The 26,137-nt window shown below is 65.1% G+C and carries 22 protein-coding genes and 1 tRNA gene; 17 read left to right on the forward strand and 6 right to left on the reverse strand.

What is annotated here, in order from left to right; genetic code table 11:
- Positions 1 to 196: 196 nt before the first annotated feature.
- The 13 genes from thrS to P7644_RS10035 all read left to right on the forward strand — a co-directional run bounded on the left by thrS (position 197) and on the right by P7644_RS10035 (position 13,928).
- Entirely contained in the window at positions 197 to 2,116 is a 1,920-nt protein-coding gene (gene thrS / locus P7644_RS09975; protein WP_404298713.1) for a threonine--tRNA ligase, read from the forward strand.
- 78 nt (positions 2,117 to 2,194) lie between these two features.
- Positions 2,195 to 2,800: a translation initiation factor IF-3 gene (gene infC, locus P7644_RS09980; protein WP_404298715.1), complete on the forward strand. Its 606-nt coding sequence runs from the start codon at positions 2,195 to 2,197 to the stop codon at positions 2,798 to 2,800.
- Positions 2,801 to 2,973: 173 nt separating this feature from the next.
- The gene (gene rpmI, locus P7644_RS09985; protein WP_312305291.1) at positions 2,974 to 3,177 is read left to right on the forward strand and encodes a 50S ribosomal protein L35; all 204 of its coding nucleotides are present in this window, start codon (positions 2,974 to 2,976) and stop codon (positions 3,175 to 3,177) included.
- Between the two features lie 26 nt (positions 3,178 to 3,203).
- Positions 3,204 to 3,563, forward strand: a complete 360-nt coding sequence (gene rplT / locus P7644_RS09990; protein ID WP_404298717.1) for a 50S ribosomal protein L20 — start codon at positions 3,204 to 3,206, stop codon at positions 3,561 to 3,563.
- A gap of 101 nt (positions 3,564 to 3,664) precedes the next feature.
- The gene (pheS, locus tag P7644_RS09995) at positions 3,665 to 4,717 is read left to right on the forward strand and encodes a phenylalanine--tRNA ligase subunit alpha (RefSeq protein WP_404298719.1); all 1,053 of its coding nucleotides are present in this window, start codon (positions 3,665 to 3,667) and stop codon (positions 4,715 to 4,717) included.
- Positions 4,718 to 4,837: 120 nt separating this feature from the next.
- Positions 4,838 to 7,282, forward strand: a complete 2,445-nt coding sequence (gene pheT, locus P7644_RS10000; RefSeq protein WP_404298721.1) for a phenylalanine--tRNA ligase subunit beta — start codon at positions 4,838 to 4,840, stop codon at positions 7,280 to 7,282.
- On the forward strand, positions 7,279 to 7,617 hold the full coding sequence (locus P7644_RS10005; protein WP_404298723.1) for an integration host factor subunit alpha: 339 nt from the start codon (positions 7,279 to 7,281) through the stop codon (positions 7,615 to 7,617). Before pheT ends, P7644_RS10005 begins: the two co-directional genes overlap by 4 nt.
- Before the next feature lie 95 nt (positions 7,618 to 7,712).
- A complete protein-coding gene (locus P7644_RS10010) occupies positions 7,713 to 8,144 on the forward strand; it encodes a MerR family transcriptional regulator (protein WP_404298725.1) in 432 nt (143 codons plus the stop codon).
- Between the two features lie 33 nt (positions 8,145 to 8,177).
- A tRNA-Pro gene (locus P7644_RS10015) sits at positions 8,178 to 8,254 on the forward strand.
- A 225-nt stretch (positions 8,255 to 8,479) separates the two neighbouring features.
- Entirely contained in the window at positions 8,480 to 9,655 is a 1,176-nt protein-coding gene (gene carA / locus P7644_RS10020) for a glutamine-hydrolyzing carbamoyl-phosphate synthase small subunit (RefSeq protein ID WP_404298727.1), read from the forward strand.
- Positions 9,655 to 12,906 carry a carbamoyl-phosphate synthase large subunit gene (gene carB, locus P7644_RS10025; RefSeq protein ID WP_404298729.1) on the forward strand — a complete coding sequence of 1,084 codons (3,252 nt, stop codon included), beginning with the start codon at positions 9,655 to 9,657 and terminating at the stop codon, positions 12,904 to 12,906. The genes carA and carB overlap by 1 nt, the downstream gene beginning before the upstream one ends.
- A gap of 124 nt (positions 12,907 to 13,030) precedes the next feature.
- Entirely contained in the window at positions 13,031 to 13,507 is a 477-nt protein-coding gene (gene greA, locus P7644_RS10030; protein WP_404298731.1) for a transcription elongation factor GreA, read from the forward strand.
- A 13-nt stretch (positions 13,508 to 13,520) separates the two neighbouring features.
- Positions 13,521 to 13,928 (forward strand): DUF4149 domain-containing protein, encoded by a 408-nt coding sequence (locus tag P7644_RS10035; RefSeq protein ID WP_404298733.1) that lies wholly within the window; start codon positions 13,521 to 13,523, stop codon positions 13,926 to 13,928.
- A gap of 10 nt (positions 13,929 to 13,938) precedes the next feature.
- Here the strand turns inward: P7644_RS10035 and P7644_RS10040 are convergent, their stop codons facing one another.
- Complete coding sequence (locus P7644_RS10040) at positions 13,939 to 14,676, reverse strand: glycosyltransferase (protein WP_404298734.1); 738 nt, start codon at positions 14,674 to 14,676, stop codon at positions 13,939 to 13,941.
- Positions 14,676 to 15,149: a YhbY family RNA-binding protein gene (locus P7644_RS10045; protein WP_404298736.1), complete on the reverse strand. Its 474-nt coding sequence runs from the start codon at positions 15,147 to 15,149 to the stop codon at positions 14,676 to 14,678. The genes P7644_RS10040 and P7644_RS10045 overlap by 1 nt, the downstream gene beginning before the upstream one ends.
- Positions 15,150 to 15,169: 20 nt before the next feature.
- On the opposite strand from P7644_RS10045, the gene P7644_RS10050 reads away from it, so the two are divergent.
- The 4 genes from P7644_RS10050 to glmM all read left to right on the forward strand — a co-directional run bounded on the left by P7644_RS10050 (position 15,170) and on the right by glmM (position 20,137).
- Positions 15,170 to 15,832, forward strand: coding sequence for an RlmE family RNA methyltransferase (locus P7644_RS10050; RefSeq protein ID WP_404298738.1), 663 nt, complete (start codon positions 15,170 to 15,172; stop codon positions 15,830 to 15,832).
- A gap of 137 nt (positions 15,833 to 15,969) precedes the next feature.
- Positions 15,970 to 17,892, forward strand: coding sequence for an ATP-dependent zinc metalloprotease FtsH (gene ftsH / locus P7644_RS10055; protein ID WP_404298740.1), 1,923 nt, complete (start codon positions 15,970 to 15,972; stop codon positions 17,890 to 17,892).
- A 61-nt stretch (positions 17,893 to 17,953) separates the two neighbouring features.
- Positions 17,954 to 18,787 (forward strand): dihydropteroate synthase, encoded by an 834-nt coding sequence (gene folP / locus P7644_RS10060; RefSeq protein WP_404298742.1) that lies wholly within the window; start codon positions 17,954 to 17,956, stop codon positions 18,785 to 18,787.
- 15 nt (positions 18,788 to 18,802) lie between these two features.
- Positions 18,803 to 20,137, forward strand: coding sequence for a phosphoglucosamine mutase (gene glmM / locus P7644_RS10065; protein ID WP_404298744.1), 1,335 nt, complete (start codon positions 18,803 to 18,805; stop codon positions 20,135 to 20,137).
- A 145-nt stretch (positions 20,138 to 20,282) separates the two neighbouring features.
- Here the strand turns inward: glmM and P7644_RS10070 are convergent, their stop codons facing one another.
- The 4 genes from P7644_RS10070 to P7644_RS10085 are packed head-to-tail and all read right to left on the reverse strand — an operon-like array spanning position 20,283 to position 26,115.
- Positions 20,283 to 22,217, reverse strand: a complete 1,935-nt coding sequence (locus P7644_RS10070; RefSeq protein WP_404298746.1) for an ABC-F family ATP-binding cassette domain-containing protein — start codon at positions 22,215 to 22,217, stop codon at positions 20,283 to 20,285.
- Between the two features lie 47 nt (positions 22,218 to 22,264).
- Positions 22,265 to 23,251 (reverse strand): Bug family tripartite tricarboxylate transporter substrate binding protein, encoded by a 987-nt coding sequence (locus tag P7644_RS10075; protein ID WP_404298748.1) that lies wholly within the window; start codon positions 23,249 to 23,251, stop codon positions 22,265 to 22,267.
- 46 nt (positions 23,252 to 23,297) lie between these two features.
- Complete coding sequence (locus tag P7644_RS10080) at positions 23,298 to 24,533, reverse strand: acyl-CoA dehydrogenase family protein (RefSeq protein ID WP_404298749.1); 1,236 nt, start codon at positions 24,531 to 24,533, stop codon at positions 23,298 to 23,300.
- A gap of 1 nt (position 24,534) precedes the next feature.
- Positions 24,535 to 26,115, reverse strand: a complete 1,581-nt coding sequence (locus tag P7644_RS10085; protein WP_404298751.1) for an AMP-binding protein — start codon at positions 26,113 to 26,115, stop codon at positions 24,535 to 24,537.
- Positions 26,116 to 26,137: the final 22 nt, after the last annotated feature.

Raw genomic sequence — 26,137 nt, forward strand, 5'->3', positions numbered from 1 at the left:
CAAGGGCGAGAAAGGCAATGTCGGTTATGACACCGCGAACTACGACGGAGACCCCCACCAGCCGCTAAGGCTGGCCGTTCGCGCCTGCTCGAGATTTCTCTCACCCTTTCTTCAAGCGCGGACTGTGTTCCGCGCTTTTTGCTTTTGGGACCGGAAGCGCGCCATGACTCTTACAGCTGAACAAGGATTTGCACACATGCTTCAAATTACGCTTCCCGATGGCTCGCAACGCGAATTCCCCGGCCCGGTGACGGTGGCCGAGGTGGCCGCCTCGATCGGCACCGGCCTGGCCAAGACGGCGCTCGCCGGCAAGATTGGTGACAGGGTGGTCGATACCAGCTACCAGATCGCCGAAAGCAGCCCGCTGTCCATCATCACCGCCAAGGACGCAGAAGGGCTGGAGGTGATCCGCCATTCCACCGCCCACCTGCTGGCCTACGCCGTCAAGGAACTGTTTCCCGACGCCCAGGTGACCATCGGCCCGGTGATAGAGAACGGCTTCTATTACGACTTTTCCTACAAGCGCCCATTCACGCCCGAAGACCTGGCGGCCATCGAAAAGCGCATGGCAGAGCTGGCCGCGAAGGACGAGCCCGTGGTGCGCCGCGTGCTGCCGCGCGACGAGGCTGTTGACTACTTCAAGGGCCTGGGCGAGCACTACAAGGCCGAGATCATCGCCAGCATCCCGACGAACGAGGATGTGAGCCTGTACCGCGAGGGTGCCTTCGAGGACCTGTGCCGCGGCCCGCATGTGCCGTCGACCGGCAAGCTCAAGCATTTCAAGCTGATGAAGGTGGCCGGCGCTTACTGGCGCGGCGATCACCGCAATGAGATGCTGCAGCGCGTCTATGGCACGGCCTGGACGAGCAAGGACGAGCTGCAGCAGTATCTGCGCATGCTCGAAGAGGCCGAAAAGCGCGACCACCGCAAGCTCGGGCGCGAGCTGGACCTGTTTCACATCGACGAGCATTCGCCCGGCACGGTGTTCTGGCACCCCAAGGGCTGGACGCTGTGGCAGGAGGTTGAGCAGTACATGCGCCGCGTCTATCGCGACAACGGCTACCAGGAGGTCAAGGGCCCGCAGATCCTGGATAAGACCCTCTGGGAGAAGACCGGCCACTGGGACAAGTACCGCGAGAACATGTTCATAACCGAGAGCGAAAAGCGCGACTATGCGCTCAAGCCGATGAATTGCCCCGGCCATCTGCTGATCTTCAAGCAGGGCATCAAGAGCTACCGCGACCTGCCGCTGCGCTACGGCGAGTTCGGCCAATGCCATCGCAACGAGCCCACCGGAGGCCTGCACGGCATCATGCGCGTGCGTGGCTTCACGCAGGACGACGGCCATATTTTCTGCACCGAAGAGCAGATTCAGCCCGAGGTGCTGGCCTTTACGCAGTTGCTGCAAAAGGTCTACCAAGACTTTGGTTACACCGACATCATCTACAAGGTCGCCACGCGCCCCGAGGCGCGCATAGGCTCCGACGAAAGCTGGGACAAGGCCGAGGCGGCCCTGATCCATAGCCTGGAGGCCTCGGGCTGCGCGTTTGAAATCTCGCCCGGCGAAGGGGCCTTCTACGGCCCTAAGATCGAGTACACGCTCAAGGACGCGATCGGACGCCACTGGCAGTGCGGCACCATCCAGGTGGATTTCTCCATGCCAGAGCGCCTGGACGCCGAATACGTGGGCGAGGACGGTGGCCGCCACCGCCCGGTGATGCTGCACCGAGCCATCGTCGGCAGCCTCGAACGTTTCCTCGGCATCCTGATCGAGCAGCACGCGGGCGCGCTGCCCGTGTGGCTGGCGCCGGTGCAGGTGGCGGTGCTGAACATCACCGACGCGCAGGGTGATTACTGTCGCGAAATTGCCGCAAAGCTGCAAAAAGCACTGCCGCATCAAGACCTTAGGGTGGTGACCGACCTGCGTAACGAGAAGATTACGTATAAAATACGCGAGCATGCGCTGCAAAAGCTGCCTTACATCCTGGTCGCGGGCGATAAGGAAAGGGCCGCTGGAGCCGTCGCAGTGCGCGCCCGGGGCAATAAAGACCTGGGTGTGATGTCCCTCGACGCCTTTGTCGAACTGATCGCACGGGACATCGCCTCCAAAGCCTGATTGTTGAGAGTCAAGCATCGCTTTGAAGCGCATGGGTGCGTGAGCAGCTACGCTTTTCGTAGCTTTTTTTGATTGAAGGTGAGAGCCATCGCTACTGAATTCCGTGACCGTCGCCAGCGCGAAGAGCGCAAGCACCGTCTGAACCGAGAAATCTCGGCGCCCGAAGTGCGCCTGTCTGGTCCTGAAAACGAGCCCATTGGCATCGTCAGCCTGCAGGAAGCCCTGCGCATGGCCGGTGACCTGGATGTGGACTTGGTGGAAATTGCCGCCACGGCGAACCCGCCCGTCTGTCGTCTGATGGACTACGGCAAGTTCAAGTACCAGGAACAGAAGAAGGCGGCCGAGGCCAAGGCCAAGCAGACGGTTATCGACATCAAGGAAGTCAAGTTCCGTCCCGGTACGGACGATGGCGACTACAACATCAAGCTGCGCAACATCCGCCGCTTTCTGGCCGATGGTGACAAGTGCAAGATCACGCTGCGTTTTCGCGGCCGCGAGATCACGCACCAGGAACTGGGTCTGGCGCTGCTCAACCGGCTGCGCGACGATCTGGCTGACACCATCCTGGTCGAGCAGTTTCCCAAGCTGGAAGGCCGCCAGATGATCATGATGATCGCGCCGGCGCGCAAGAAGCCTGGGGCCAAGCCGGCGGCCGAAGGCGCAGCGGGCGCAAGCGCTGCATAGGCAACAAGAATTTGACCGGCACATGCCGCAAGGCGGTGCCGGCCGATAGGTGGTGCGAAGGCACTGCCGCACGGCGGACTGAAAAGCCTGCCGTTTAAAAAGTGGCTCGGGGCCAACAAGCTTGCACAGCGGTGTGCAAACGCCTCACGAGCACAAGCAACAGGAGCATTCACATGCCCAAAATGAAGACCAAGAGCAGCGCGAAGAAGCGTTTTCGCGTTCGTCCGGGTGGTACCGTCAAGCGCGGTCAAGCCTTCAAGCGTCACATCCTGACCAAGAAGACCACGAAGAACAAGCGCCACCTGCGTGGCATTGTCAACGTGCATGAAGGCGATATGGGCTCCATCGCCAAGATGTTGCCCATGGCCGGCCTGTAATTCACTGACGAACAAGGAGAAAACACATGCCTCGCGTCAAACGTGGTGTAACGGCACGCGCCCGTCACAAAAAGGTTCTCGCCCTCGCCAAGGGTTTCCGTGGCCGTCGTGGCAACGTCTTCCGCGTCGCCAAGCAGGCGGTGATGAAGGCGGGCCAGTACGCCTACCGTGATCGTCGCAACAAGAAACGCGTGTTCCGCCGTCTGTGGATCACCCGTATCAATGCCGCTGCCCGTGAACTGGGCCTGACCTACAGCCAGTTCACCAACGGCCTGAAGAAGGCTGCCATCGAGATCGACCGCAAGATGCTGGCCGACCTCGCGGTGCACGACAAGGCTGCCTTCGGCAGCATCGTGGAGCAAGTCAAGGCCAAGCTGGCTGCTTGAGGACACGATAGGTAGCTATTGTTTAAATAGCTCCCAGCGCACTAACAGCAAGGGCTAGGGCTTTTAAAGGCGCTAGCCCTTGTTTTATTTCAAGAGTCGATATGAACGAGTTGGATTCTCTGGTGTCTGGTGCGAGCGAAGCCTTCGCGCGCGCCGCAACCCCGGCCGAGCTGGAAAACGCCAAGGCGCAGTTCCTGGGCAAATCGGGCCGCCTGACGGAGTTGATGAAGGGCATGGCGCAGTTGTCGCCCGAGGACAAGAAGACGCGCGGCGCGGCCATCAACGTCGCCAAGCAGGCGGTTGAGGCGGCCCTGAACGCACGTCGCCAGGCCCTGGCGGATGCGGAGCTGGAGCGCCAACTCAAGGCCGAGGCGCTGGACGTGACGCTGCCCGGCCGCAGGCAGGGGCGCGGCGGGCTGCACCCGGTGTCGCTGACGCTTGAGCGCATCGAGGGCATTTTTGGCTCCATGGGCTTCGACGTGGCCGACGGTCCCGAGATCGAGACCGACTGGTTCAACTTCACGGCGCTGAACACGCCCGAGGACCATCCGGCGCGCTCCATGCACGACACCTTCTACGTCGAGGGCGGTACGCCCGAGGCGCCGCACCTGCTGCGCACGCACACCAGCCCGATGCAGGTGCGCTACGCGGTGCAGCACGTCAAGAAATACCGCCACCTGATCGACGCGGGTCAGGCCATGCCCGAGATCCGCGTCATCGCGCCGGGCCGCACCTACCGCGTGGACAGCGACGCCACGCACTCGCCCATGTTCCACCAGTGCGAGGGCCTGTGGATCGGCGAGAACGTGAGCTTCAAGGACCTGAAGGTGGTGTTCACGGCCTTCTGCAAGACCTTCTTTGAGAGCGACGACCTGGTGCTGCGCTTTCGCCCGAGCTTCTTCCCCTTCACCGAGCCCAGCGCCGAGATCGATATTCAGTTCCAGAGCGGCCCGCTGGCCGGACGCTGGCTGGAGGTCGCGGGCAGCGGCCAGGTGCATCCCAACGTGGTGCGCAACATGGGGCTGGACCCCGAGCGCTTCATCGGCTTCGCCTTCGGCATGGGGCCGGATCGCCTGACCATGCTGCGCTATGGCGTGAACGACTTGCGCCTGTTCTTCGACGGCGACATACGCTTCCTGTCGCAGTTCCAGTAACGCAAAAAAGTGAGCTGACAGCGCTTGTATTCAAATGGGTTCAGTCTATTTTTTGACTGAAATATAGATATAGCAAGCGTTAACCGCTCTCTTATAAAGAGCACGCCAAAGAGTCTGACTATGCAATTTCCCGAATCCTGGTTGCGCGAGTTCTGCAACCCGCCCCTCACGACCCAAGAGCTGGCCGACACCCTGACGATGGCCGGCCTGGAGGTCGAAGAGCTCGCGCCCGTGGCCCCGCCGTTCACGAAGATCGTCGTCGGCGAGATCAAGCAGGCCCAGCAACACCCCGACGCCGACCGCCTGCGCGTGTGCCAGGTCGATGTGGGGCAGGGCGCCTTGCTGAACATCGTCTGCGGCGCGCCTAATGCCCGCGTGGGTATCAAGGTGCCATGCGCCCTGGTGGGCGCCGAGCTGCCGCCGGGCGAGGACGGCAAGCCCTTCCTCATCAAGGTCGGCAAGCTGCGCGGCGTGGAGAGCTTTGGCATGCTGTGCTCGGCGCGCGAACTCAAGCTGTCGGAGGACCATGGCGGCCTGCTGGAGCTGCCTGCCGATGCGCCGCTGGGCCAGGACATACGCGATTACCTGAAGCTCGACGATACGCTGTTCACGCTGAAATTGACGCCCAACCTGGCGCATTGCCTGAGCGTCTACGGCATCGCGCGCGAGCTGTCCGCGCTCACCGGCGCGCCGCTGGTGCAGCCGCAGTTCCCGCAATCGGCCACGAGCATTGATGACCGGTTGCCGGTGACCATCAGCGCCCCCGACCTGTGCGGGCGCTTCTCGGGCCGCGTGATTCGCAACGTCAACCCGCGTGCCGCCATACCGCAGTGGATGGTGGATCGCCTGGCGCGCTGCGGCCAGCGCAGCGTGGCGCCGCTGGTGGACATCTCCAACTACGTGATGTTCGAGTTCGGCCGCCCCTCGCACATCTTCGACCTGGACAAGATCCACGGCGGCCTTCAAGTCCGCTGGGGCAGGGCGGGCGAACAGCTCAAGCTGCTCAATGGCAACACTGTCGCCGTCGATGAGAAGGTGGGCGTGATCGCCGATGAGCGCGAGGTGGAATCTCTCGCCGGCATCATGGGCGGGGACGCCACGGCCGTGTCCGACGACACGCGCCACATCTATGTCGAGGCCGCCTTCTGGTGGCCCGAGGCCGTGGCCGGACGCTCGCGCCGCTACAACTTCTCCACCGACGCCGGCCACCGCTTCGAGCGCGGCGTGGACCCGCAGCTCACCGTGGAGCACATCGAGCGCATCACCCAGCTCATCGTCGAGATCTGCGGCACGCCCGAGACCGCTTGCGCCCCCATCGACGACCAGCAGGTAAGCCTGCCCGTGCCGAGCCCGGTGCGCATGCGCGTGGCGCGCGCGGCCAAGGTCATCGGCATGCCGCTGACGCAGGCGCAATGCGTGGATGCCTTGAAGCGCCTGGGCCTGCCGCTGGAGGAGGGCGATGGCGTCGTCACCGTGCTGCCGCCGTCCTTCCGCTTCGACCTGCGCCTGGAGGAGGATCTGATCGAGGAGGTGGCGCGTGTGGTGGGTTACAACAACCTGCCCACGACGCCGCCGCTGGCGCCCATCACGCCCAAGCTGCGCCCTGAGTCGCGCCGCAGCAGCTTTGCCGTGCGCCGCGAGCTGGCGGCCCTGGGCTACCAGGAGACCATCAACTTCAGTTTTGTCGAGGAACATTGGGAGAAGGAGCTTGCCGGGAATGAGACGCCGATCAAGCTGCTCAATCCCATCGCCAGCCAGCTGAGCGTGATGCGCTCGTCGCTGCTGGGCTCACTGCTGCAGGTGCTGAAGTTCAACCTGGACCGCAAGGCCGGCCGCGTGCGCGTATTCGAGCTCGGCCGTGTGTTCCTGCGCGATGCCGGCGTGCAGGGCGACGACAGCAGCGTGCAGGGCTACGCCCAACCCATGCGCGTGGCGGCCCTGGCCCATGGCGCGCAGGATGCGCTGCAGTGGGGCCGCAAGGACAAGACAGTGGACTTCTACGACGCCAAGGGCGATGTCGAGGCGCTGCTGGCGCCGCTGCGCCCCACGTTCGAGCCGGCCACGCACCCGGCGCTGCACCCGGGCCGCTGCGCCCGCGTGCTGCTTGACGGCCAGGTCATAGGTTTCGTTGGCGAGCTGCACCCGCAGTGGCGCCAGTCCTGGGATCTGCCCGCGGCGCCGGTGCTGTTCGAGCTGGAGCTCGACGCCGTGCTGCAGCGCCAGGTGCCGGCGTTCCGCGCCGTCGCCAAACGCCAGCCGGTGGAGCGCGACATTGCCGTGGTGGTCGCCGAGCGCGTTACGCACGATGAGGTGATGCGCGCGATTGGCGGCGCGCTGTCGGACGGGCTGCTGCGTTCGGCCGTGCTGTTCGACGTGTTCCGTCCCCAGCCGCAGCGCGCGGCCGAGGCCGCTGCGGTTGGCGCTTTGGCCCAGGGCGAGAAGAGCCTGGCCATTCGCCTGACCCTGGGCAGCGACACCGAGGCGCTGACCGATGTGCAGATCGAGGCGGCCGTGCAGGCCGTGCTGCAGGCCTTGACGCACCACACGGGAGCGAGGCTGCGATGACAATCGGTACGGAGCCTGTGGTGATGGAGTTCGCCGTGGACAGTCTGGAGTCGCCCGCGCTGACCAAGGCGCAGCTGGCCGACCTGCTGTTTGAGCACATCGGCTTGAACAAGCGCGAGTCCAAGGATATGGTGGATGCGTTTTTTGACCTGATTTCGCAAAGCCTGGTCGATGGCAAGGACGTGAAACTGTCGGGCTTCGGCAATTTCCAGATCCGTACCAAGGCACCGCGGCCCGGGCGCAATCCGCGCACGGGCGAGGCCATTCCCATCCAGGCGCGGCGCGTGGTGACCTTTCACGCCAGCAGCAAGCTCAAGGAGCAGATCCAGGGTTGAAATGACACAGCTTTGCGTTTGCCGCTCCCTGAGTCCTGGCGGGCCCAGCGCGGCGGCAATACGCTGGAAGGTTTCCCTGCCCGAATGCTATTTTCATGAGTACCGTGCTGCCCCCCATCCCGGCCAAACGCTACTTCACGATTGGTGAGGTGGCGCAGCTGTGCGGCGTCAAACCGCATGTCCTGCGCTATTGGGAGCAGGAATTCTCGCAGCTGCGCCCCGTCAAGCGCCGTGGCAATCGCCGCTATTACCAGCACCACGAAGTGCTGATGATCCGCCGCATCCGCGACCTGCTGTACGACCAGGGTTTCACCATCGTGGGGGCGCGCAACAGGCTCCAGGAACTGGCGCATGCGAACAAGGGCGTGGTCGATGCCGTGGTGCATCTAAGTGACGGACAGGACGAGCCGCAATCATGGGACGCGCTTGACGCCCGGCCCCTGGAGAGCGCTGCGACCATCGCCATGCCCTTGGATGCGGCCCTGCTGAGAAAAGAATTGCAAGAAATTCGCGCGCTTCTTTTGTAGGGCCGTTTTTTCGCTATAGAATACGAGTCTTGTCGGCGTGTAGCGCAGCCTGGTAGCGCACTTGCATGGGGTGCAAGGGGTCGCGAGTTCGAATCCCGCCACGCCGACCATTTATTCCCAATGGGGGTCATCGATAACACGGTGACCCCTTTTGCTTTGTGCTGGCGCTTGCGTAAAATCCTCATGCGCGAGCAGGGCGGTCTCTCACGCTACAATAAGAGGCTTTCCCGCAAAAACGTCGCCCGGCCGCATTCAAAGCAAATCCCCCACAAACAGCAGTCCGCAAGATACGTTTTTGCGGATTCCGGGCGACCCGACTCATTTCGGAGAACCCAGTGCTTTCGTCTCTCAAGGCAGCTTTCCCGCCAGCCATTCTGGCGCTCGCAGACGGCACGGTCTTTATTGGCAATTCCATCGGTAGCGTCGGCACCACCGTCGGCGAAGTGGTGTTCAACACCGCCATCACCGGCTACCAGGAAATCCTCACAGACCCCAGCTACTGCCAGCAAATCGTCACCCTGACCTATCCCCACATTGGCAACTACGGTGTCAATGACGAGGACATGGAGTCCGCCAAGGTGCAGGCCGCCGGCCTGGTCATTCGCGACCTGCCGCTCATCGCCAGTAATTTCCGTTCGCAGCAGACCCTGTCCGCGTTCCTGAACGCCCAGGCTACGGTGGCCATTGCCAATATCGACACGCGCAAACTCACGCGCCTGCTGCGCGAAAAGGGCTCGCAAAACGGCGCCATCGTCGGCCTGGCCGCCGGTGAAGAGGTGACGCCTGAGCGCATTGCCGCCGCCGTGGCTGCAGCCAAGAATGCCCCCAGCATGAGCGGGCTGGACCTGGCCAAGGTCGTCAGCACGCCGCAGTCCTATGTCTGGGAGCAGACCGAGTGGACGCTGGGCCAGGGCTTTGGCAAGGTGGATGCGCCGCGCTTTCATGTCGTGGCCTACGACTTTGGCGTCAAGCGCAACATCCTGCGCATGCTGGCCGAGCGCGGCTGCAGGCTCACCGTGGTGCCCGCGCAGACCACGGCCGAGGAGGCGCTGGCGCTCAAGCCCGATGGCATCTTCCTGTCCAACGGCCCCGGCGACCCGCAGCCTTGCACCTATGCCATCGAGGCCACGCGTGCCTTCCTCGCGGTCGGCATGCCCCTCTTCGGCATCTGCCTGGGCCACCAGATCATGGCCCTGGCCCTGGGCGCCAAGACCTTCAAGATGCCCCATGGCCACCATGGCGGCAACCACCCGGTGAAGACCCTGGCCGGCGGCCATGTGTGCATCACCAGCCAGAACCATGGCTTTGCCGTCGAGACGGCCACGCTGCCGGCCAACGTGCGTGCCACCCATGTCAGCCTGTTCGACGGCACGCTGCAAGGCCTGGAGTGCATCGACAAGCCCGCCTTCAGCTTCCAGGGCCATCCCGAGGCCGCCCCCGGCCCCAATGACATAGGCCACCTGTTCGACCGCTTCATGGCGTCCATGGCAGCAGTCCAGGAGAAGAAATAATGCCCAAGCGCACAGACATTCAAAGCATTCTCATCATCGGCGCCGGCCCCATCATCATCGGCCAGGCCTGCGAATTCGATTACTCCGGCGTGCAGGCCTGCAAGGCGCTGCGCGAGGAGGGCTACCGCGTCATCCTGATCAACAGCAACCCGGCGACGATCATGACCGACCCGGCCACGGCCGACGTGACCTACATCGAGCCCATTACCTGGCAGACGGTCGAGAAGATCATCGCCAAGGAGCGCCCCGACGCCATCCTGCCCACCATGGGCGGGCAGACGGCGCTCAACTGCGCGCTGGACCTGTGGCGCAACGGGGTGCTGAACAAATACCGCGTCGAGCTCATCGGCGCCAAGCCCGAGGCCATCGACAAGGCCGAGGACCGCCTGAAGTTCAAGGACGCGATGACGCGCATCGGCCTGGCGTCGGCGCGTTCGGGCATCGCCCACAGCATGGACGAGGCCTGGGCCGTGCAGAAGAACGTGGGCTTCCCCACCGTGATCCGTCCCAGCTTCACGCTGGGCGGCACGGGTGGCGGCATCGCTTACAACCCCGAGGAATTCGAGACCATCTGCAAGCGCGGTCTGGAGGCCTCTCCCACCAACGAGCTGCTCATCGAAGAGTCGCTGCTGGGCTGGAAAGAGTACGAGATGGAGGTAGTGCGCGACAAGGCGGACAACTGCATCATCGTCTGCTCCATCGAGAACCTCGACCCCATGGGCGTGCACACGGGCGACTCCATCACCGTGGCCCCGGCGCAGACGCTGACCGACCGCGAGTACCAGATCCTGCGCGATGCCAGCATTGCCGTGCTGCGCGAGATCGGGGTGGACACGGGCGGCTCCAACGTGCAGTTCTCGGTGAACCCCAAGGACGGGCGCATGATCGTGATCGAGATGAACCCGCGCGTCTCGCGTTCCTCGGCGCTGGCGTCCAAGGCCACGGGCTTCCCCATCGCCAAGGTGGCGGCCAAGCTGGCCGTGGGCTACACGCTGGACGAGCTGCGCAACGACATCACGGGCGGCGCCACGCCGGCCTCGTTCGAGCCCTCGATCGACTACGTGGTCACCAAGATCCCGCGCTTTGCGTTCGAGAAGTTCCCCACTGCCGACTCGCGCCTGACCACGCAGATGAAGAGCGTGGGCGAGGTCATGGCCATGGGCCGGACCTTCCAGGAGTCCTTCCAGAAGGCCCTGCGCGGCCTGGAAGTGGGCGTGGACGGCATGAACGAAAAGACCCAGGACCGCGAGGTGCTGGAGAAGGAACTCGGCGAGCCCGGCCCCGAGCGCATCTGGTACGTGGGCGATGCCTTCGCCATGGGCCTGTCGGTGGACGAGGTGTTCGAGCTCACGAAGATCGACCGCTGGTTCCTGGTGCAGATCGAGCAGATCGTGAAGATCGAACTCGACCTGGACCAGCTCTACGCCGATAAGGGCGACGCAGCGCTGGCCGCGCTCGATGCCGCCACGCTGCGCACGCTCAAGCAAAAGGGTTTCTCGGACCGCCGTCTGGCCAAGCTGCTGCACACCAGCGAGAAGGCCGTGCGCGAGGCGCGCCGCGCCCTCAACGTGCGCCCGGTCTACAAGCGCGTGGATACCTGCGCGGCCGAATTCCCGACCAACACCGCCTACCTGTATTCCAGCTACGACGAGGAATGCGAGGCGCAGCCCACCAACAAGAAAAAGATCATGGTGCTGGGCGGCGGCCCGAACCGCATCGGCCAGGGCATTGAGTTCGACTACTGCTGCGTGCACGCCGCGCTTGCCATGCGCGAGGACGGCTACGAGACCATCATGGTCAACTGCAACCCCGAGACGGTGTCCACCGACTACGACACCTCGGACCGCCTGTATTTCGAGCCGGTCACGCTGGAAGACGTGCTGGAGATCGTGGACAAGGAAAAGCCCGAGGGCGTGATCGTGCAGTACGGCGGCCAGACGCCGCTGAAGCTGGCCCTGGGCCTGGAAGAAGAGGGCGTGCCCATCATCGGCACCACGCCCGACATGATCGACGCCGCCGAGGATCGCGAGCGTTTCCAGAAGCTGCTCAATGACCTCAAACTGCGCCAGCCGCCCAACGCCACGGCCCGCACCGAGGCCGAGGCCCTGGAAAAGGCCGCCGCGCTGGGCTATCCGCTGGTGGTGCGCCCCAGCTATGTGCTGGGCGGCCGCGCCATGGAGATCGTGCATGAGCAGCGCGATCTGGAGCGCTACATGCGCGAGGCCGTGAAGGTCAGCAACGACTCGCCCGTACTGCTCGACCGTTTCCTCTCCAACGCCATCGAGTGCGACGTGGACTGCGTGCGCGATGCCACGGGCGCCGTGTTCATCGGCGGCGTGATGGAGCACATCGAGCAGGCCGGCGTGCACTCGGGCGACAGCGCCTGCTCGCTGCCGCCGTACTACCTCAAGGCCGAGACGGTGGCCGAGATCAAGCGCCAGACCACGGCCATGGCCCATGGCCTGAACGTGGTCGGCCTGATGAACGTGCAGTTCGCGATCCAGGAAACCGATGCCGGCGACGTGATCTACGTGCTGGAAGTGAATCCGCGCGCCAGCCGCACCGTGCCCTTCGTCTCCAAAGCTACGGGCATCCAGCTGGCCAAGGTGGCGGCACGCTGCATGGCCGGCCAGTCCTTGGCGCAGCAGGGCATCACCAAGGAAGTCACGCCGCCGTACTTCAGCGTGAAGGAGGCCGTGTTCCCGTTCGTGAAGTTCCCCGGCGTGGACACCATCCTCGGCCCCGAGATGAAGTCCACCGGCGAGGTCATGGGCGTGGGCGCGACCTTTGGCGAGGCCTTCGTGAAGAGCCAGCTCGGCGCCGGCACGCGCCTTCCGCGCTCGGGCAAGGTGTTCCTGACGGTGAAGAATGCCGACAAGCAACGCGCCGTGGCGGTTGCGCGCGACCTGGCGGCCATGGGCTTCGAGCTGCTGGCCACCAAGGGCACGGCAGCGGCGATCGCCGAGGCCGGCGTGGCCGTGCAGGTGGTCAACAAGGTCACCGAGGGCCGTCCTCACATCGTGGACATGATCAAGAACGACGAGATCGCCATGGTCATCAATACGGTGGAAGAGCGCCGCAATGCCATCGCCGACTCGCGCGCCATCCGCACCAGCTCGCTGCAGGCGCGCGTGACCACATTCACCACCATCTTCGGTGCCGAGGCGGCCGTGGAGGGCATGAAGCACCTGGATAAGCTCGACGTGTATTCGGTGCAGGAGCTGCATGCGCGGCTGGCCGTGGCTGCCTGAGCCTCATGTCAGGTTGAAACGGCTGACTGCCGCGGCAAACGCGGCATAATCCAGCCTTGAAATGACCGCCGCCCGGCAACGCGCGGCGGTTTGCTTTTTGCTTTTGGAATCCGGAGACTGACCCATGGCCACCATTCCCATCACCAAGCGCGGCGCAGAGCAACTGAAGGCAGAGTTGCACCGCCTCAAGACCATAGAGCGCCCTGCCGTGATCAATGCCATCGCCGAGGCGCGTGCCCAGGGCGACTTGAGCGAGAACGCCGAGTACGAGGCCGCCAAGGACCGCCAGGGCTTCATCGAGGGCCGCATCCTGGAAGTAGAAGGCAAGCTTTCGGCTGCGCAGGTCATCGACCCGTCCGCGTTGGACGCGGGAGGTCGCGTGGTGTTTGGCGCCACCGTGGAGCTTGAAGACGAGGACAGCGGTGACACCGTCAAGTACCAGATCGTGGGCGAGGACGAGGCCGACCTGAAGCACGGCCTGATCAACGTCTCCAGCCCCATCGCCCGCGCCCTGATCGGCAAGGAAGAGGGCGACACGGCAGAGGTGCAGGCTCCGGGCGGCGTGCGCCGCTACGAGGTGGTCACCGTCAGCTACATCTGACGTTTCGCAGGCCATGCGCGAACGCCTGCCCGTGTTTGCCGCCGCGCTGTGGTGGGGCGGCCTGTCTGCCATCGGCTTCGTGGCCGTGCCGCTGCTGTTTGCGCACCTGCCGACGCCAGCCATGGCAGGGAATATGGCGGCGCGGCTGTTCGAAGCCCAGACCTATATTTCTATAGCGTGTTGCGCTCTATTACTGGTCATTTCAAAGAAAAAACATGGTGAACACCAGGAACCATGGGCGCAAGCAGCTATTGTTTTTGTGATCGCCGGCTTGCTGCTGGCCCTGCTGGTGCAGTACGGCGTGGCGCCGCGCATCATCGCGCGCCAGAATCTGCGCCTGTGGCACGGCGCGGGCAGCGCCATGTATCTGCTGCAGTGGCTGTGCGCGCTGCGCGTGCTGTGGTGCACGACACACAGATAGGCGCGTCGGGTTATTCGCGCCAGTGCTCGGCCACCCAGGTGGCGGGCTGGATATGGCGAAAACGCCGATTGCGTCGACCGGCCAGGGCGTCGGGCGGGTTGCATTCGCCGTGGAAGATCACAATGCGCGCGCCTGGCGGCACGAAGGGCGCCTTCCAGTAATTGGTCGGCCAGCGCGGAATGCCGTGGTACTTGAAGCTTGGGCACCAGTCGCTGGGCCAGTATTGCAGCTTGCCCTGTTTGTGCAAAAAGTCCGACAGATACGCCTGCTCGTTGCGGAACTGGCGCCTTATCTCTTCGAAATGGCCGCGGAAATATTCCAGCACGTCCGGGTGCGCGCCCAGCTCGAAGCGGTACACGGACGAGTTGCCGGTGATGCGCCAGGGGCGCTTGTAGTCATGGATGATGAGGAACTCGCCCGGCTGGGTGAAAAACCCATCGAGCGACCCCACCACCACCACGTCCACGTCCAGGAACAGGGCCGTGCCCTTGAGGCCATGCAGATCGGCGGCAAATGTCGCCAGCTTGTTCCAGCCGCGCTCCGGAATGCCCGCGGGCAGGTCCAGCGGCGGAATCGGCAGGCATTGCACTTCCGGGCGAATGCCCTTGGCGTCGTCCGTCAGGCAGACGAGGTTGAAGTCGCCAGTCAGGTGGCGACGCACCATGGCGTAGAGCCGGTTGACGTACTCGGGGCCGTATTTCGTGCCCCATTTCATGCAGATCACATGGCGCTGGTGCGGCACGCTCATCACTGGCCCTGGCTTTTCTTGACGGATTTTGGCTTGGGCTTCTTGGCGCGCTTGATCTGGCCGCCTGCCGTCAGGCGCTGGTTGCCGAGCACGCGCAGCTGCTTGATCTCGGGGCGCTGGCCGGGCCTGCCGAACTTGAGCACCTTCACATCGCGCGGGCCGGGCATGCGCTCCTCGTCGACTGTTTTTTCTTTGGCTGGAATGGGACGCCACAGCACCAGCAACTTGCCGATATGCTGGATGGGGGCGGCGTTCAAATCATCGGCCAACTGCTGGTACATCTGCTCGCGCGCGGTGCGGTCGTCGCCGAACACGCGCACCTTGATCAGGCCGTGGGCGTTCAGTGCCGCGTCGATTTCCTTTTGTACCGCCGCTGTGAGGCCGTCGGCTCCTATCATGACCACGGGGTCGAGATGGTGGGCGCTGGCGCGGTGTTCCCGGCGCTGGGCCGGAGTCAGTTGAATTTGGGGCATAGGCCGTATTATCTCAAGGCATGAAAGTTCAGACCAAAAGCAAGAAGGTCAACAAGGCGTGGCTCAACGACCATGTCAACGACCCCTACGTGAAGCTTGCACAAAAAGAGGGCTACCGTGCCCGCGCTGCCTACAAGCTCAAGGAAATCGACGAGCAGTTCGGGCTCATCCAGCCCGGCCATACGGTGGTCGATCTGGGCTCGTCGCCCGGCGCGTGGAGCCAGTATGTGCGCCGCCGCCTGTCGCCGGGCGGAGCGGCCGTGGGGCAGCTGGCGGGCACCATTATTTCGCTCGACCTCTTGCCCATGGAGCCCATCGAGGGCGTGGTGTTCCTGCAGGGCGACTTCCGCGATGATGAGGTGCTCGCACGCCTGCAGCAGGCCGTGCAGGGTCGCCCTGTGGACGTGGTGGTGTCGGACATGGCGCCCAACCTCTCGGGCGTGGAGTCCGTGGACGCCGTGCGCATCGCCCATCTGATCGAACTGGCCGTCGACTTTGCCGTGCACCACTTGAAGCCCGAGGGGGTGCTGGTCGTGAAGCTGTTTCATGGCAGCGGCTATACGCAGTTGGTGCAACTGTTCAAGGACACGTTCCGCGTCGTCAAGCCCGTCAAGCCCAAGGCGTCGCGCGACAGGTCGTCGGAGACTTTTTTGGTCGGGATTGGGCTCAAGCAGGCCGCCTGAGCCTTGACCATGGGCCATGCCGGGGTTAATCGAGCGCTGCCCCCTGATTGAAACGCCTAAAATGACCCCCAAATGCGCCAGGACGTCCACATGACGCCGTCTTGGCCGTTCACCTTTTTCTGAATCTGGAGCCCCGCTTGAACAATCAGTGGTTTTCAAAAGTCGCAGTCTGGCTGGTCATCGCCATGGTGCTCTTTACGGTGTTCAAACAGTTTGACACCCGCACGGGCGTTGGCTCGGGGGCTGTGGGCTATTCGGAGTTCCTGGAGGATGTGCGCAGCCATCGCATCAAGAGTGCCACCATCCAGGAAGGGCCTGGTGGCAGCACCGAAATCGTGGCCATCACCAATGACGATCGCCGCATTCGCACCACGGCCACCTATCTGGACCGTGGCCTGGTGGGCGACCTGATCAACAACAACGTCAAGTTCGACGTCAGGCCTCGCGAAGAGGGCTCGCTGCTCATGACGCTGCTGGTCAGCTGGGGACCCATGCTGCTGCTGATTGGCGTGTGGGTCTACTTCATGCGCCAGATGCAGGGCGGCGGCAAGGGCGGGGCATTCAGCTTCGGCAAGTCCAAGGCTCGCATGCTCGACGAGAACAACAACACCGTCACCTTTGCCGACGTGGCCGGCTGCGACGAGGCCAAGGAAGAGGTCAAGGAGGTGGTGGACTTCCTGAAGGATCCGCAGAAGTTCCAGAAGCTCGGCGGCCGCATTCCGCGCGGCCTGCTGCTGGTGGGGCCCCCTGGCACCGGCAAGACGCTGCTGGCCAAGTCCATCGCCGGCGAGGCCAAGGTGCCGTTCTTCAGCATCTCGGGCTCCGACTTCGTGGAAATGTTCGTTGGCGTGGGCGCCGCGCGCGTGCGCGACATGTTCGAAAACGCCAAGAAGAATGCCCCCTGCATCATCTTCATCGACGAAATCGACGCCGTCGGCCGCCAGCGTGGCGCTGGCCTGGGTGGCGGCAACGACGAGCGTGAGCAGACGCTGAACCAGATGCTGGTCGAGATGGATGGTTTCGAGACCAATCTGGGCGTGATCGTGGTCGCCGCCACGAACCGTCCCGACATCCTGGACGCCGCGTTGCTGCGCCCGGGTCGCTTCGACCGCCAGGTCTATGTCACGCTGCCCGATATCCGTGGCCGCGAGCAGATCCTGGGCGTGCATATGCGCAAGATTCCCGCCGGCCAGGATGTGAACCCCGCCATCATCGCGCGCGGCACCCCTGGCATGAGTGGTGCCGACCTGGCCAACCTGTGCAACGAGGCCGCTCTGATGGCAGCACGCCGCAATGCCCGCGTGGTCGAGATGCAGGACTTCGAGAAGGCCAAGGACAAGATCATCATGGGCCCTGAACGCAAGTCCATGGTCATGCCCGAGGAGGAGCGCCGCAACACCGCCTACCACGAAGCCGGCCACGCCCTGATCGGCAAGCTGCTGCCCAAGTGCGACCCCGTGCACAAGGTCACCATCATCCCGCGCGGCCGCGCCCTGGGCGTGACCATGAGCCTGCCCGAGAAGGACCGCTACTCCTACGACAAGGAGTACATGCTGAACCAGATTGCCATGCTGTTCGGCGGCCGCATCGCCGAAGAAGTGTTCATGCACCAGATGACCACCGGCGCCAGCAACGACTTCGAGCGCGCCACGCACATCGCGCGCGACATGGTCATGCGCTATGGCATGAGCGAGGCGCTCGGCCCCATGGTCTATGCCGAAAATGAAGGCGAGGTGTTCCTTGGCCGCTCGGTCACCAAGACCACCAACATTTCGGAAGAGACCATGCAGAAGGTGGACGCCGAGGTGCGACGCATCATTGACGAGCAGTACGCACTGGCGCGCCATCTGATCGAGGACAACCAGGACAAGATGCACGCCATGGCCACGGCCATGCTCGAGTGGGAAACCATAGACGCCGAGCAACTCGACGACATCATGGCCGGCAAGCCGCCCCGTCCCCCGAAGGACTGGACACCGCGCACGCCGCCCTCGGGTGGTGACGGCGCGGGTGGCGGCACCCCGGCCGTGAAGCCCGATCCCACTCCCACTGCGGCTTGAGTGAGGCCGCTATACGTCGATCGACGGGGCCTTGTGCCCCGTTTTTCCGTCCTTTTGCTCCATGCTTTGGCAAACCTCCCGCTTTGACCTGGACCTGACGCGCCCAAGGGTCATGGGCATCGTCAACGTCACCCCGGACTCTTTTTCCGATGGCGGTCGGCATGCCAGCACCGCCATGGCGCTGCGTCACTGTGAGCAGCTGCTCAGGGATGGGGCCGACATTCTCGACATCGGCGGCGAATCCACCCGCCCCGGCAGCCCGCCCGTGGCACTGGCCGATGAGCTTGAGCGCGTGCTGCCCCTGGTGCGCGAGGCCGTGCGCCTGGGCGTGCCTGTTTCCGTGGATACCTATAAACCGGAGGTGATGCAGGCCGTGCTCGATCTGGGCGCCGACATCATCAACGACATCTGGGCCTTGCGCCGAAATGGTGCCGCGCAGGTGCTGGCGCGCCACCCGCGCTGCGGTGTGTGTCTGATGCATATGCACGGCGACCCGCAGACCATGCAAAGGACACCCATGCAAGGCGATGTGGTTTCGCAGGTACTCTTGTTTTTAGAGCATTGTGCGCAGTCTCTGCAAGCGCTGGGCGTGGAAAAGCATCGCATCGCTATCGACCCGGGCATCGGCTTTGGCAAGACCGTGGAGCAAAACTTCGCCTTGCTGGCGCGCCAACAGGAACTGCTTGCCCTGGGCTATCCGCTGTTGGCCGGCTGGTCGCGCAAGTCCTCGCTGGGCGCCGTGACAGGCCTGCCGGTCGAGCATCGTCTGGGCGCCAGTGTGGCGGCTGCATTGCTGGCCGTGCAGCGGGGCGCGCGTATCGTGCGTGTGCATGATGTGCGCGACACCGTGGCGGCGCTTGCCGTATCGCGTGCCATGCAAGAACAAAACCCTTGAGAGAGGAAGCACCACATGACCCGTCAATATTTTGGTACCGATGGCATACGCGGCACGGTAGGCCAGCCGCCCATCACGCCCGATTTCGTGCTGCGCCTGGCGCATGCCGTGGGGCGTGTGTTGCGCCGTACCGAGGAACGCCCCACGGTGCTGATTGGCAAGGACACGCGCATCTCGGGCTACATGCTGGAAGCGGCCCTGGAATCGGGCTTCAACTCCGCAGGGGTGGATGTGGTGTTGCTTGGGCCGCTGCCCACGCCCGGCGTGGCCTATCTGACGCGCGCGCAGCGCGCCAGCCTCGGGGTGGTCATCAGCGCCAGCCACAACCCGTACCCGGATAACGGCATCAAGTTTTTCAGCGCCCAGGGCACCAAGCTGCCCGATGAATGGGAACTGGAAGTGGAGGCGGCCCTGGAGCAGCCGCCCGTGTGGGCCGATTCCGCCAGCCTGGGCAAGACGCGCCGCCTGGACGATGCGGCAGGCCGCTACATCGAGTTCTGCAAAAGCACCTTTGCACACGATCTCACGCTGCGCGGCGTGAAGATCGTGGTCGATGCCGCCCATGGTGCTGCGTACCACATCGCGCCCAAGGTATTCCATGAACTGGGGGCCGATGTCATCGCCATAGGCTGCGCCCCCGATGGCCTGAACATCAACGACGAGGTGGGCGCCACCCATCCGGACGCCCTGGTGCGTGCCGTGCGTGCGAATTTCGCCGACTTCGGCATTGCGCTGGACGGCGATGCCGACCGCCTGCAGATGGTGGATGCCAACGGGCGTCTGTACAACGGCGACGAACTGCTGTACCTGCTGGCAGCAGACCGCCTGGCACGCGACGAGCATGTGCCCGGCGTGGTCGGCACGCTGATGACCAACATGGCCGTGGAACAAGCCTTGCTGCGCCGCGGCGTGAAATTTGCGCGCGCCAAGGTGGGCGACCGCTATGTGCTCGAGGAACTGCAGCGCCAGCGCTGGCTGCTGGGTGGCGAAGGCTCGGGCCATCTGCTGGCGCTGGATTGCCACACCACGGGCGATGGCCTGATCAGCGCCCTGCAGGTGCTGCAGGCCTGCGTGCGCAGTGAGAAAAGCCTGGAGCAGCTGCTGGCTGAAGTGCCGCTGTTTCCGCAAGTGCTGCTCAATGTGCGGCTCAATGCCGGACAGGACTGGAAGGCCAATGCGGTGTTGGCCGATGCCACCCGAGAGGTCCAGACAGAGCTGGGCAGCAACGGCCGCGTGCTGGTGCGCGCCAGTGGCACCGAACCCCTGTTGCGCGTGATGGTGGAGGCGCGCGATGCCGACCAGGCCAACCGCTATGCCCAGCGCCTTGCGGATGCGGCGCGCGTGGGGTGATGCGCAGCCGCGCTGCATCATGGCCGTCTTGGGGGCGGGCATGAGCTGCCGGCTGGAAGGCGAAAACCGAGGGCGCCTCAGGCTGGCATGGATCGCATCGGCATCTGTTGCACCAGCGCGCCAATGCGCATCCGGAATGGCGCAGCTACCGGTTTAACTCTTCAAGTGCGGTGGAAACATCCAGCCACTTTTCTTCAAGCTCTTCGAGCTCGTCGTTGCAGGTCTTCAGGCGTCGGCCGCAGTCGGCGATCTCCGCCGCGGGTAGGGGCTGCATCAGGCGCTCCTCGAACTGAGCCTTTTCCTGCCCCAGGGCTGCCAGGCGCTGGTCGATCTTTTCCAGCTCCTGTTTCAAGGGGCGGGTCTTCGCCGCCAGCTGCTGGCGCGCCTGGGCGTCCAGGCGGCGCTGCTCGCGTGCGTCGGGGGCGGGCGCGGCCACGGGCGCTGGGGCCTCGTTGGCCGTGCGGGCCTGCTCGCGCAGGCGCTTGGATTCGTCGAGCAGGTAGCGCTGGTAGTCGTCCAGGTCGCCGTCAAACGGGCCGACCTGGCCGCGGCCCACAAGCCAGAACTCGTCGCACACGGAGCGCAGCAGGGCGCGGTCGTGGCTCACCAGCATCACCGTGCCCTCGAACTCGTTGAGCGCCATAGCCAGGGCCTCGCGCGTCGCCAGGTCCAGGTGGTTGGTGGGCTCGTCCAGCAGCAGCAGGTTGGGGCGCTGCCAGACGATCATGGCCAGCACCAGGCGCGCCTTTTCGCCGCCGCTCATGCTGCCCACGCTCTGCAGCACCATGTCGCCGCTGAAGTTGAAGCTGCCCAGGAAGTTGCGCAGGTCCTGCTCGCGCGCGTCCTGCTGCAGCTCGCGCGCCAGGCGCACCATGTGCGCCAGCGGGTGCTCGTCCGGGCGCAGCACGTCCAGTTCCTGCTGGGCGAAGTAGCCGATGGCCAGCCCCTTGCCCTCGGTGACCTTGCCGCCCAGAGGGGACATGGTGCGGGCGATGGTCTTGACCAGGGTGGACTTGCCCTGGCCGTTGGCGCCCAGGATGCCGATGCGCTGGCCCGCCAGCACGGTGCGGCTGACGCCGCGCAGGATGGTTTTTTCGCTGCCGTCCTCGGCGCGGTAGCCAAAGGCCGCATCGGTCAGCGCCAGCATGGGGTTGGGCAGGTTGGCGGGCTCCTGGAATTCGAAGGTGAATTCGGCGCTGGCCAGAACGGGGGCGATTTTTTCCATGCGCTCCAGGGCCTTGACGCGGCTTTGCGCCTGGCGCGCCTTGGTGGCCTGGGCCTTGAAGCGGTCGATGAACTTCTGCAGGTGGGCGATTTTTGCCGACTGGCGCTCGAAAGCGGCCTGCTGCAGCACGATCTGCTGGGCGCGCAGCTCCTCGAACTGGCTGTAGTTGCCGCCGTAGCGCGTGAGCTGGCCGTTGTCGATGTGCAGCGTGGCCTGGGTCACGGCGTCAAGGAACTCGCGGTCGTGGCTGATGACGATGAGCGTGCCCTCGTAGCGCTTGAGCCAGGCCTCGAGCCAGACCAGCGCGTCCAGGTCCAGGTGGTTGGTGGGCTCGTCCAGCAGCAGCAGCTCGGACGGGCACATGAGCGCGCGCGCCAGCTGCAGGCGCATGCGCCAGCCACCGGAAAAGCTGTTCACCGGCCTGTCGAGCTCGGCCACCTGAAAGCCCAGGCCCAGGATCAGCGCCTGGGCGCGCGCCGGCGCGTCATGGGCGCCGGCATCGGTGAGGTCGGCATGCGCCTGGGCAATGGCCATGCCGTCGTTGGCTTGCTCTGCCTTTTGTAGCTGCTCGTGCAGATGAGACAAGCGCGTATCGCCATCAAGTACAAAATCCGTGGCCGGCTGGGCGGTCTCGGGCATATGCTGCGCGACCTGCGCCATGCGCCACTGCGGGGGCATGAAGAAGTCGCCGCCGTCCTCGTGCAGCGTGCCGTTGAGGAGCGCGAACAAAGTGGACTTGCCAGCGCCGTTGCGCCCCACGAGACCGATTTTTTCGCCGGGATTGATGGAGACGGAGATGTTGTCCAGCAGCACGCGCGTGCCGCGGCGCAGGGTCAGGTTACGGAGGCTGATCATGAGGTCGCAGATTATCCCCGCGAAAGCCTCCGGCCGGCCCTGGGGTGTCAGACCGGCTGCAGCCCCAGCTGCTTCATCATGCTTCCGGTGATCTCCATTTCGTGCTGAATGCTTTGCACGAAGGCCGCGCCATCGCGGACATCCACCAGCCCCCCGTTTTTTTGCAGCGACACAACCACTTCGGGCTGTTTGAGCGCTTCCGAAAAGGCCTTGTAGATGGTCTGCACCACCGCGTCCGGCGTCCCCGCAGGGGCGGAGAGGCCGCCAAACGAGGTCAGTTCCACGCCCGTAACGCCGAGTTCGGCGAGCGTGGGAACCTGGGGGGCGACGGGGTTGCGTTTGGCGCCGGCAATCGCCAGGGCGCGCAGCTTGCCAGCCTTGATCATGGGATTGGCGGCCGAGAAAATCGGCATGCCGAAGGTGACCTGGTGTCCCAGGATGGCATTCACCAGGTCGGAGGCACCCTTGTAGGGCACATGCATGGCCTTGGTGTGTGTGACGCTCAGAAAGAGTTCCATACCCAGGTGCGAGGGCGTGCCGATACCGCCCGAGGCATAGTTCACCTGGCCCGGCTGCTCCCTGAGCTTGGCCAGCAAATCGTCCAGCGTGCGGATGTCGGAATCTGCGTTCACCACCAGACCGACGGAGGAGCTGCTCAGGCGCATGATGTGCCGGAAATCCTTGAGCGCGTCATACCCGGGGTTCTTGTAGATGTGCATGTTGGCGGCCAGCGGCGAGCCCGTGTAGAGCAGGGTGTAGCCATCGGCCGGCGACTTGGCCACGATGCGCGTGCCAATGTTGCCCGCGGCGCCCGGGCGGTTCTCGATGATGATGGGCTGGCCGAGGAAGGGGGCCACGGCTTCGGCCAGGATGCGCGCCACCATGTCCGGCCCCGTGGCCGGCAGGTAGGGCACCAGCCATTTGACGGGGCGGCTGGGGTAGCGGCCCTGGGCCCGGGCTGGCATGCCCGCCAGGGGCAGCAGGGCCGTGCCAAGCGCATGGGTCAGGATCTGGCGGCGTGACATGGTGGTCATACTTGTCTCCTAGTTGGGAATCTATGGCAGTGCGAAGGCCGCTGCCTCATGCCGCCAGGCTACCCGGCGTGGCCAGCAGCTCCTTGGCGATGGTGTTGCGCTGGATCTCGCTGGTGCCGGTCAGCACGCGGTACATGCGCAGCATGCGGAACAGGAGCTCCACGCGCCGGCCCTGGACGATGCCCTCGCCGCCGTGGATCTGCACCGCGCGGTCGGCGATGCCGAAGGCGGCCTCGGAGCAGAACAGCTTGCTCATGGCCGCCTGGGCGCGCGCGTCGATACCGGCGTCGATGGCGCGCGCCGTCTGCAGCATCAGGGCGCGGGCCGCGGCCCACTGCGTGGCCATGTCGGCCAGCATGTGCTGTATGGCCTGGAACTGGGCGATGCTGCGGCCGAACTGCCGGCGCTCCAGCGCATAGTCGCGTGCGTCGCGCAGCGCCACCTGGGCCAGGCCTAGCATGGCCGGGCAGTGCAACAGCCGGTTGACGGTGATGCGCCCCAGCGCCAGCGCCAGGCCACGGCCGGGCTCGCCGATCAACTGGGCGGTGGGGACGCGGGCCTTGCTGAGCACGATGTCGCCGGTGTGCGACTGGCCGGCCATGGTCTTGTAGCCGCTGACCACCTCCACGCCCGGCGCGTGCAGGTCCACGAAGAAGGCGCTGATCTCGCGCTCGGCCGCGCCCTCGGGGGCGGTGGAGGCCATGAGCACGGCGAAGTCGGCAAACGGCGAGCCCGAGATGAAACGCTTGCGGCCGTTCAGCACATAGTGCTCGCCGTCCAGCGTGGCGTGGGTCTGCAGGGCGCCGGCGTCCGAACCTGCGGAGGCTTCGGTCAGCGCAAAGCAGATGGCCTTCTCGGCGCGCGCCACCGGGGTGATGAACTGCTGCATCTGCCACGGCGTGGCCTTGCGCACCAGGGCGCCGATGCGCGGCGGGCCGCTCAGCTCGCCCAGCACATGGGGCGCAAAGGACGAGCCGGTGGCGTAGATGGCCTCCTTGATCAGCACCTGGTCGAGCACCGACAGCTTGCGCCCGCCCATGGCCTCGGGCAGGGTCATGCCGTAGAAGCCGAGCGCGTGCGAGCGTTGCCAGACCCGGCGCAGCAGGACCTTGTCGGGCGCATGCTCGTGGTCTATGCCGTGGCGGCGGGCCAGCTCGGCCAGCTCGCCGAGCAGGAAGTCCTGCAGCGCTGCGATCAGCTCGGCCGCCTGGGGCGAGCCTTCGAAGGGCATCTCGATCAGCGCTGGAATGGCGCCGGCCAGCGTGGTGGCGGGTGCGTTCATGTCAGTTCACCTTGCGGCTGAGGTTGCTCCAATACGGTGCCTGCACGGTCTTGCGCATCACCTTGCCATTGGGGTTCTTGGGTAGTTGCTCGACGAACTCGATGTGGCGCGGGCGCTTGAAGCCGCCCAGGTGCTCGGCGCAGAACTGGTCGATCGCCCCGGTATCAGGCTGCACGCCCGGCTTGAGCACGATGTGCGCCGCCACGGCCTCGCCCCATTTGTCGTCGGGGATGGCGAAGACGCAGGCGTCCTGCACCGCCTGGTGGCGGTAGAGCACGGCCTCGACCTCGGACGGGTAGACGTTGAAGCCGCCGCTGATGACCATGTCCTTCTTGCGGTCCACGATGTAGACGAAGCCCTCCTCGTCCACGCGCGCCAGGTCGCCGGTGTGGTAGCGGCCGTTCTTCAGCACCTCGGCCGTGAGGTCGGGGGCGCGCCAGTAGCCGGCGAACACATCGGGGCCGCTGACGACGATCTCGCCCACCTCGCCCTGGGGCAGCGGGTTGCCGTCGTCATCGACCACCTCGACGATGGACTCCAGGAACGGACGCCCGCAGGATGCCAGCCGCTCGGGCCGCCCGGCGCGTGCCTGCAGGTGGTCCAGCGCCGACAGGCCACACACGCCCGAGGTGGTCTCGCCCGCGCCATAGCCCTGGCTGAGGATGGGGCCGAACACGTCCATGGCCTGCAGGATGCGCGCCGGCGCCATCGGGGCCGCGCCATAGCCCAGGCGCAGCAGGTCGGGCAGCGGGCGGTAGCGGCCCTGCACCTCGGCCAGCAGCATGTTGATCATGGTCGGCACCATGAAGGTGTGGGTCACGCGCCGCTGCTGCATCTCGGCGATGAAGCGGGCGGGCTCGAACTGGGCAAACAGGTGGGTGCTGGCCCCGGTGCACAGCGCCGGCACCAGTTGCATGCCCGAGGCATGGGTGATGGGGCCGACCAGGCCCAGCACATGGCCCGCCTGCATGCCTTCGCCGCGCATCAGGAACTTGCGCAGCTGGGCCAGGCGGTTGCCGAAGGTCTGCATCGCCGCCTTGAGCACTCCCGACGAGCCCGAGGTGTAGTGCAGCACGGCGAGCTCATGCGCGTGCACGGCCACCGGCTCGAATTGCGCGCCGGCCTGGGCCAGGCGGCTTTCGTAGTCGCTGCCCGCGGGGCCGTCGAGTAGCAGCAGCTGTACGTCCGGGTCGGCCAGGTGGGGGCGGAAGGCCTCGGCGCGCGCGGCCGTGGTGACGATGAGCCGCGCCTCGCTGTTGGCCGCAATCTCGCCCACCTCGCGCGGCGACAGGCGGGCGTTGAACGGCGCCTTGACCAGGCCGGCCTTGTAGCAGGCGATCTCGATCTCGACGATCTCGACGCAGTTGGGCAGGTAGATGCCCACGCGGTCGCCGCGCGTGAGGCCGCTGGCCAGCAGCGTATTGGCCAGGCGGTTGGAGCGCTGCTCCAGCTCGCTATAGCTGATGCTGCGCGCCGCGCTGGTGACGGCAGGCAGGCGGGCATGGGTCTGGCAGCTGCGCGCCACCAAGGCGCCCACGTTGGGGATCAGGAAGCCCGGCGGGGGCGTGGAAATGCTGGTCATGGCGGTCCTCTTGCGAAGCGCT

This window comes from Alicycliphilus denitrificans, assembly GCF_044792555.1.
Classification (GTDB): Bacteria; Pseudomonadota; Gammaproteobacteria; order Burkholderiales; family Burkholderiaceae_C; genus Alicycliphilus; species Alicycliphilus denitrificans_A.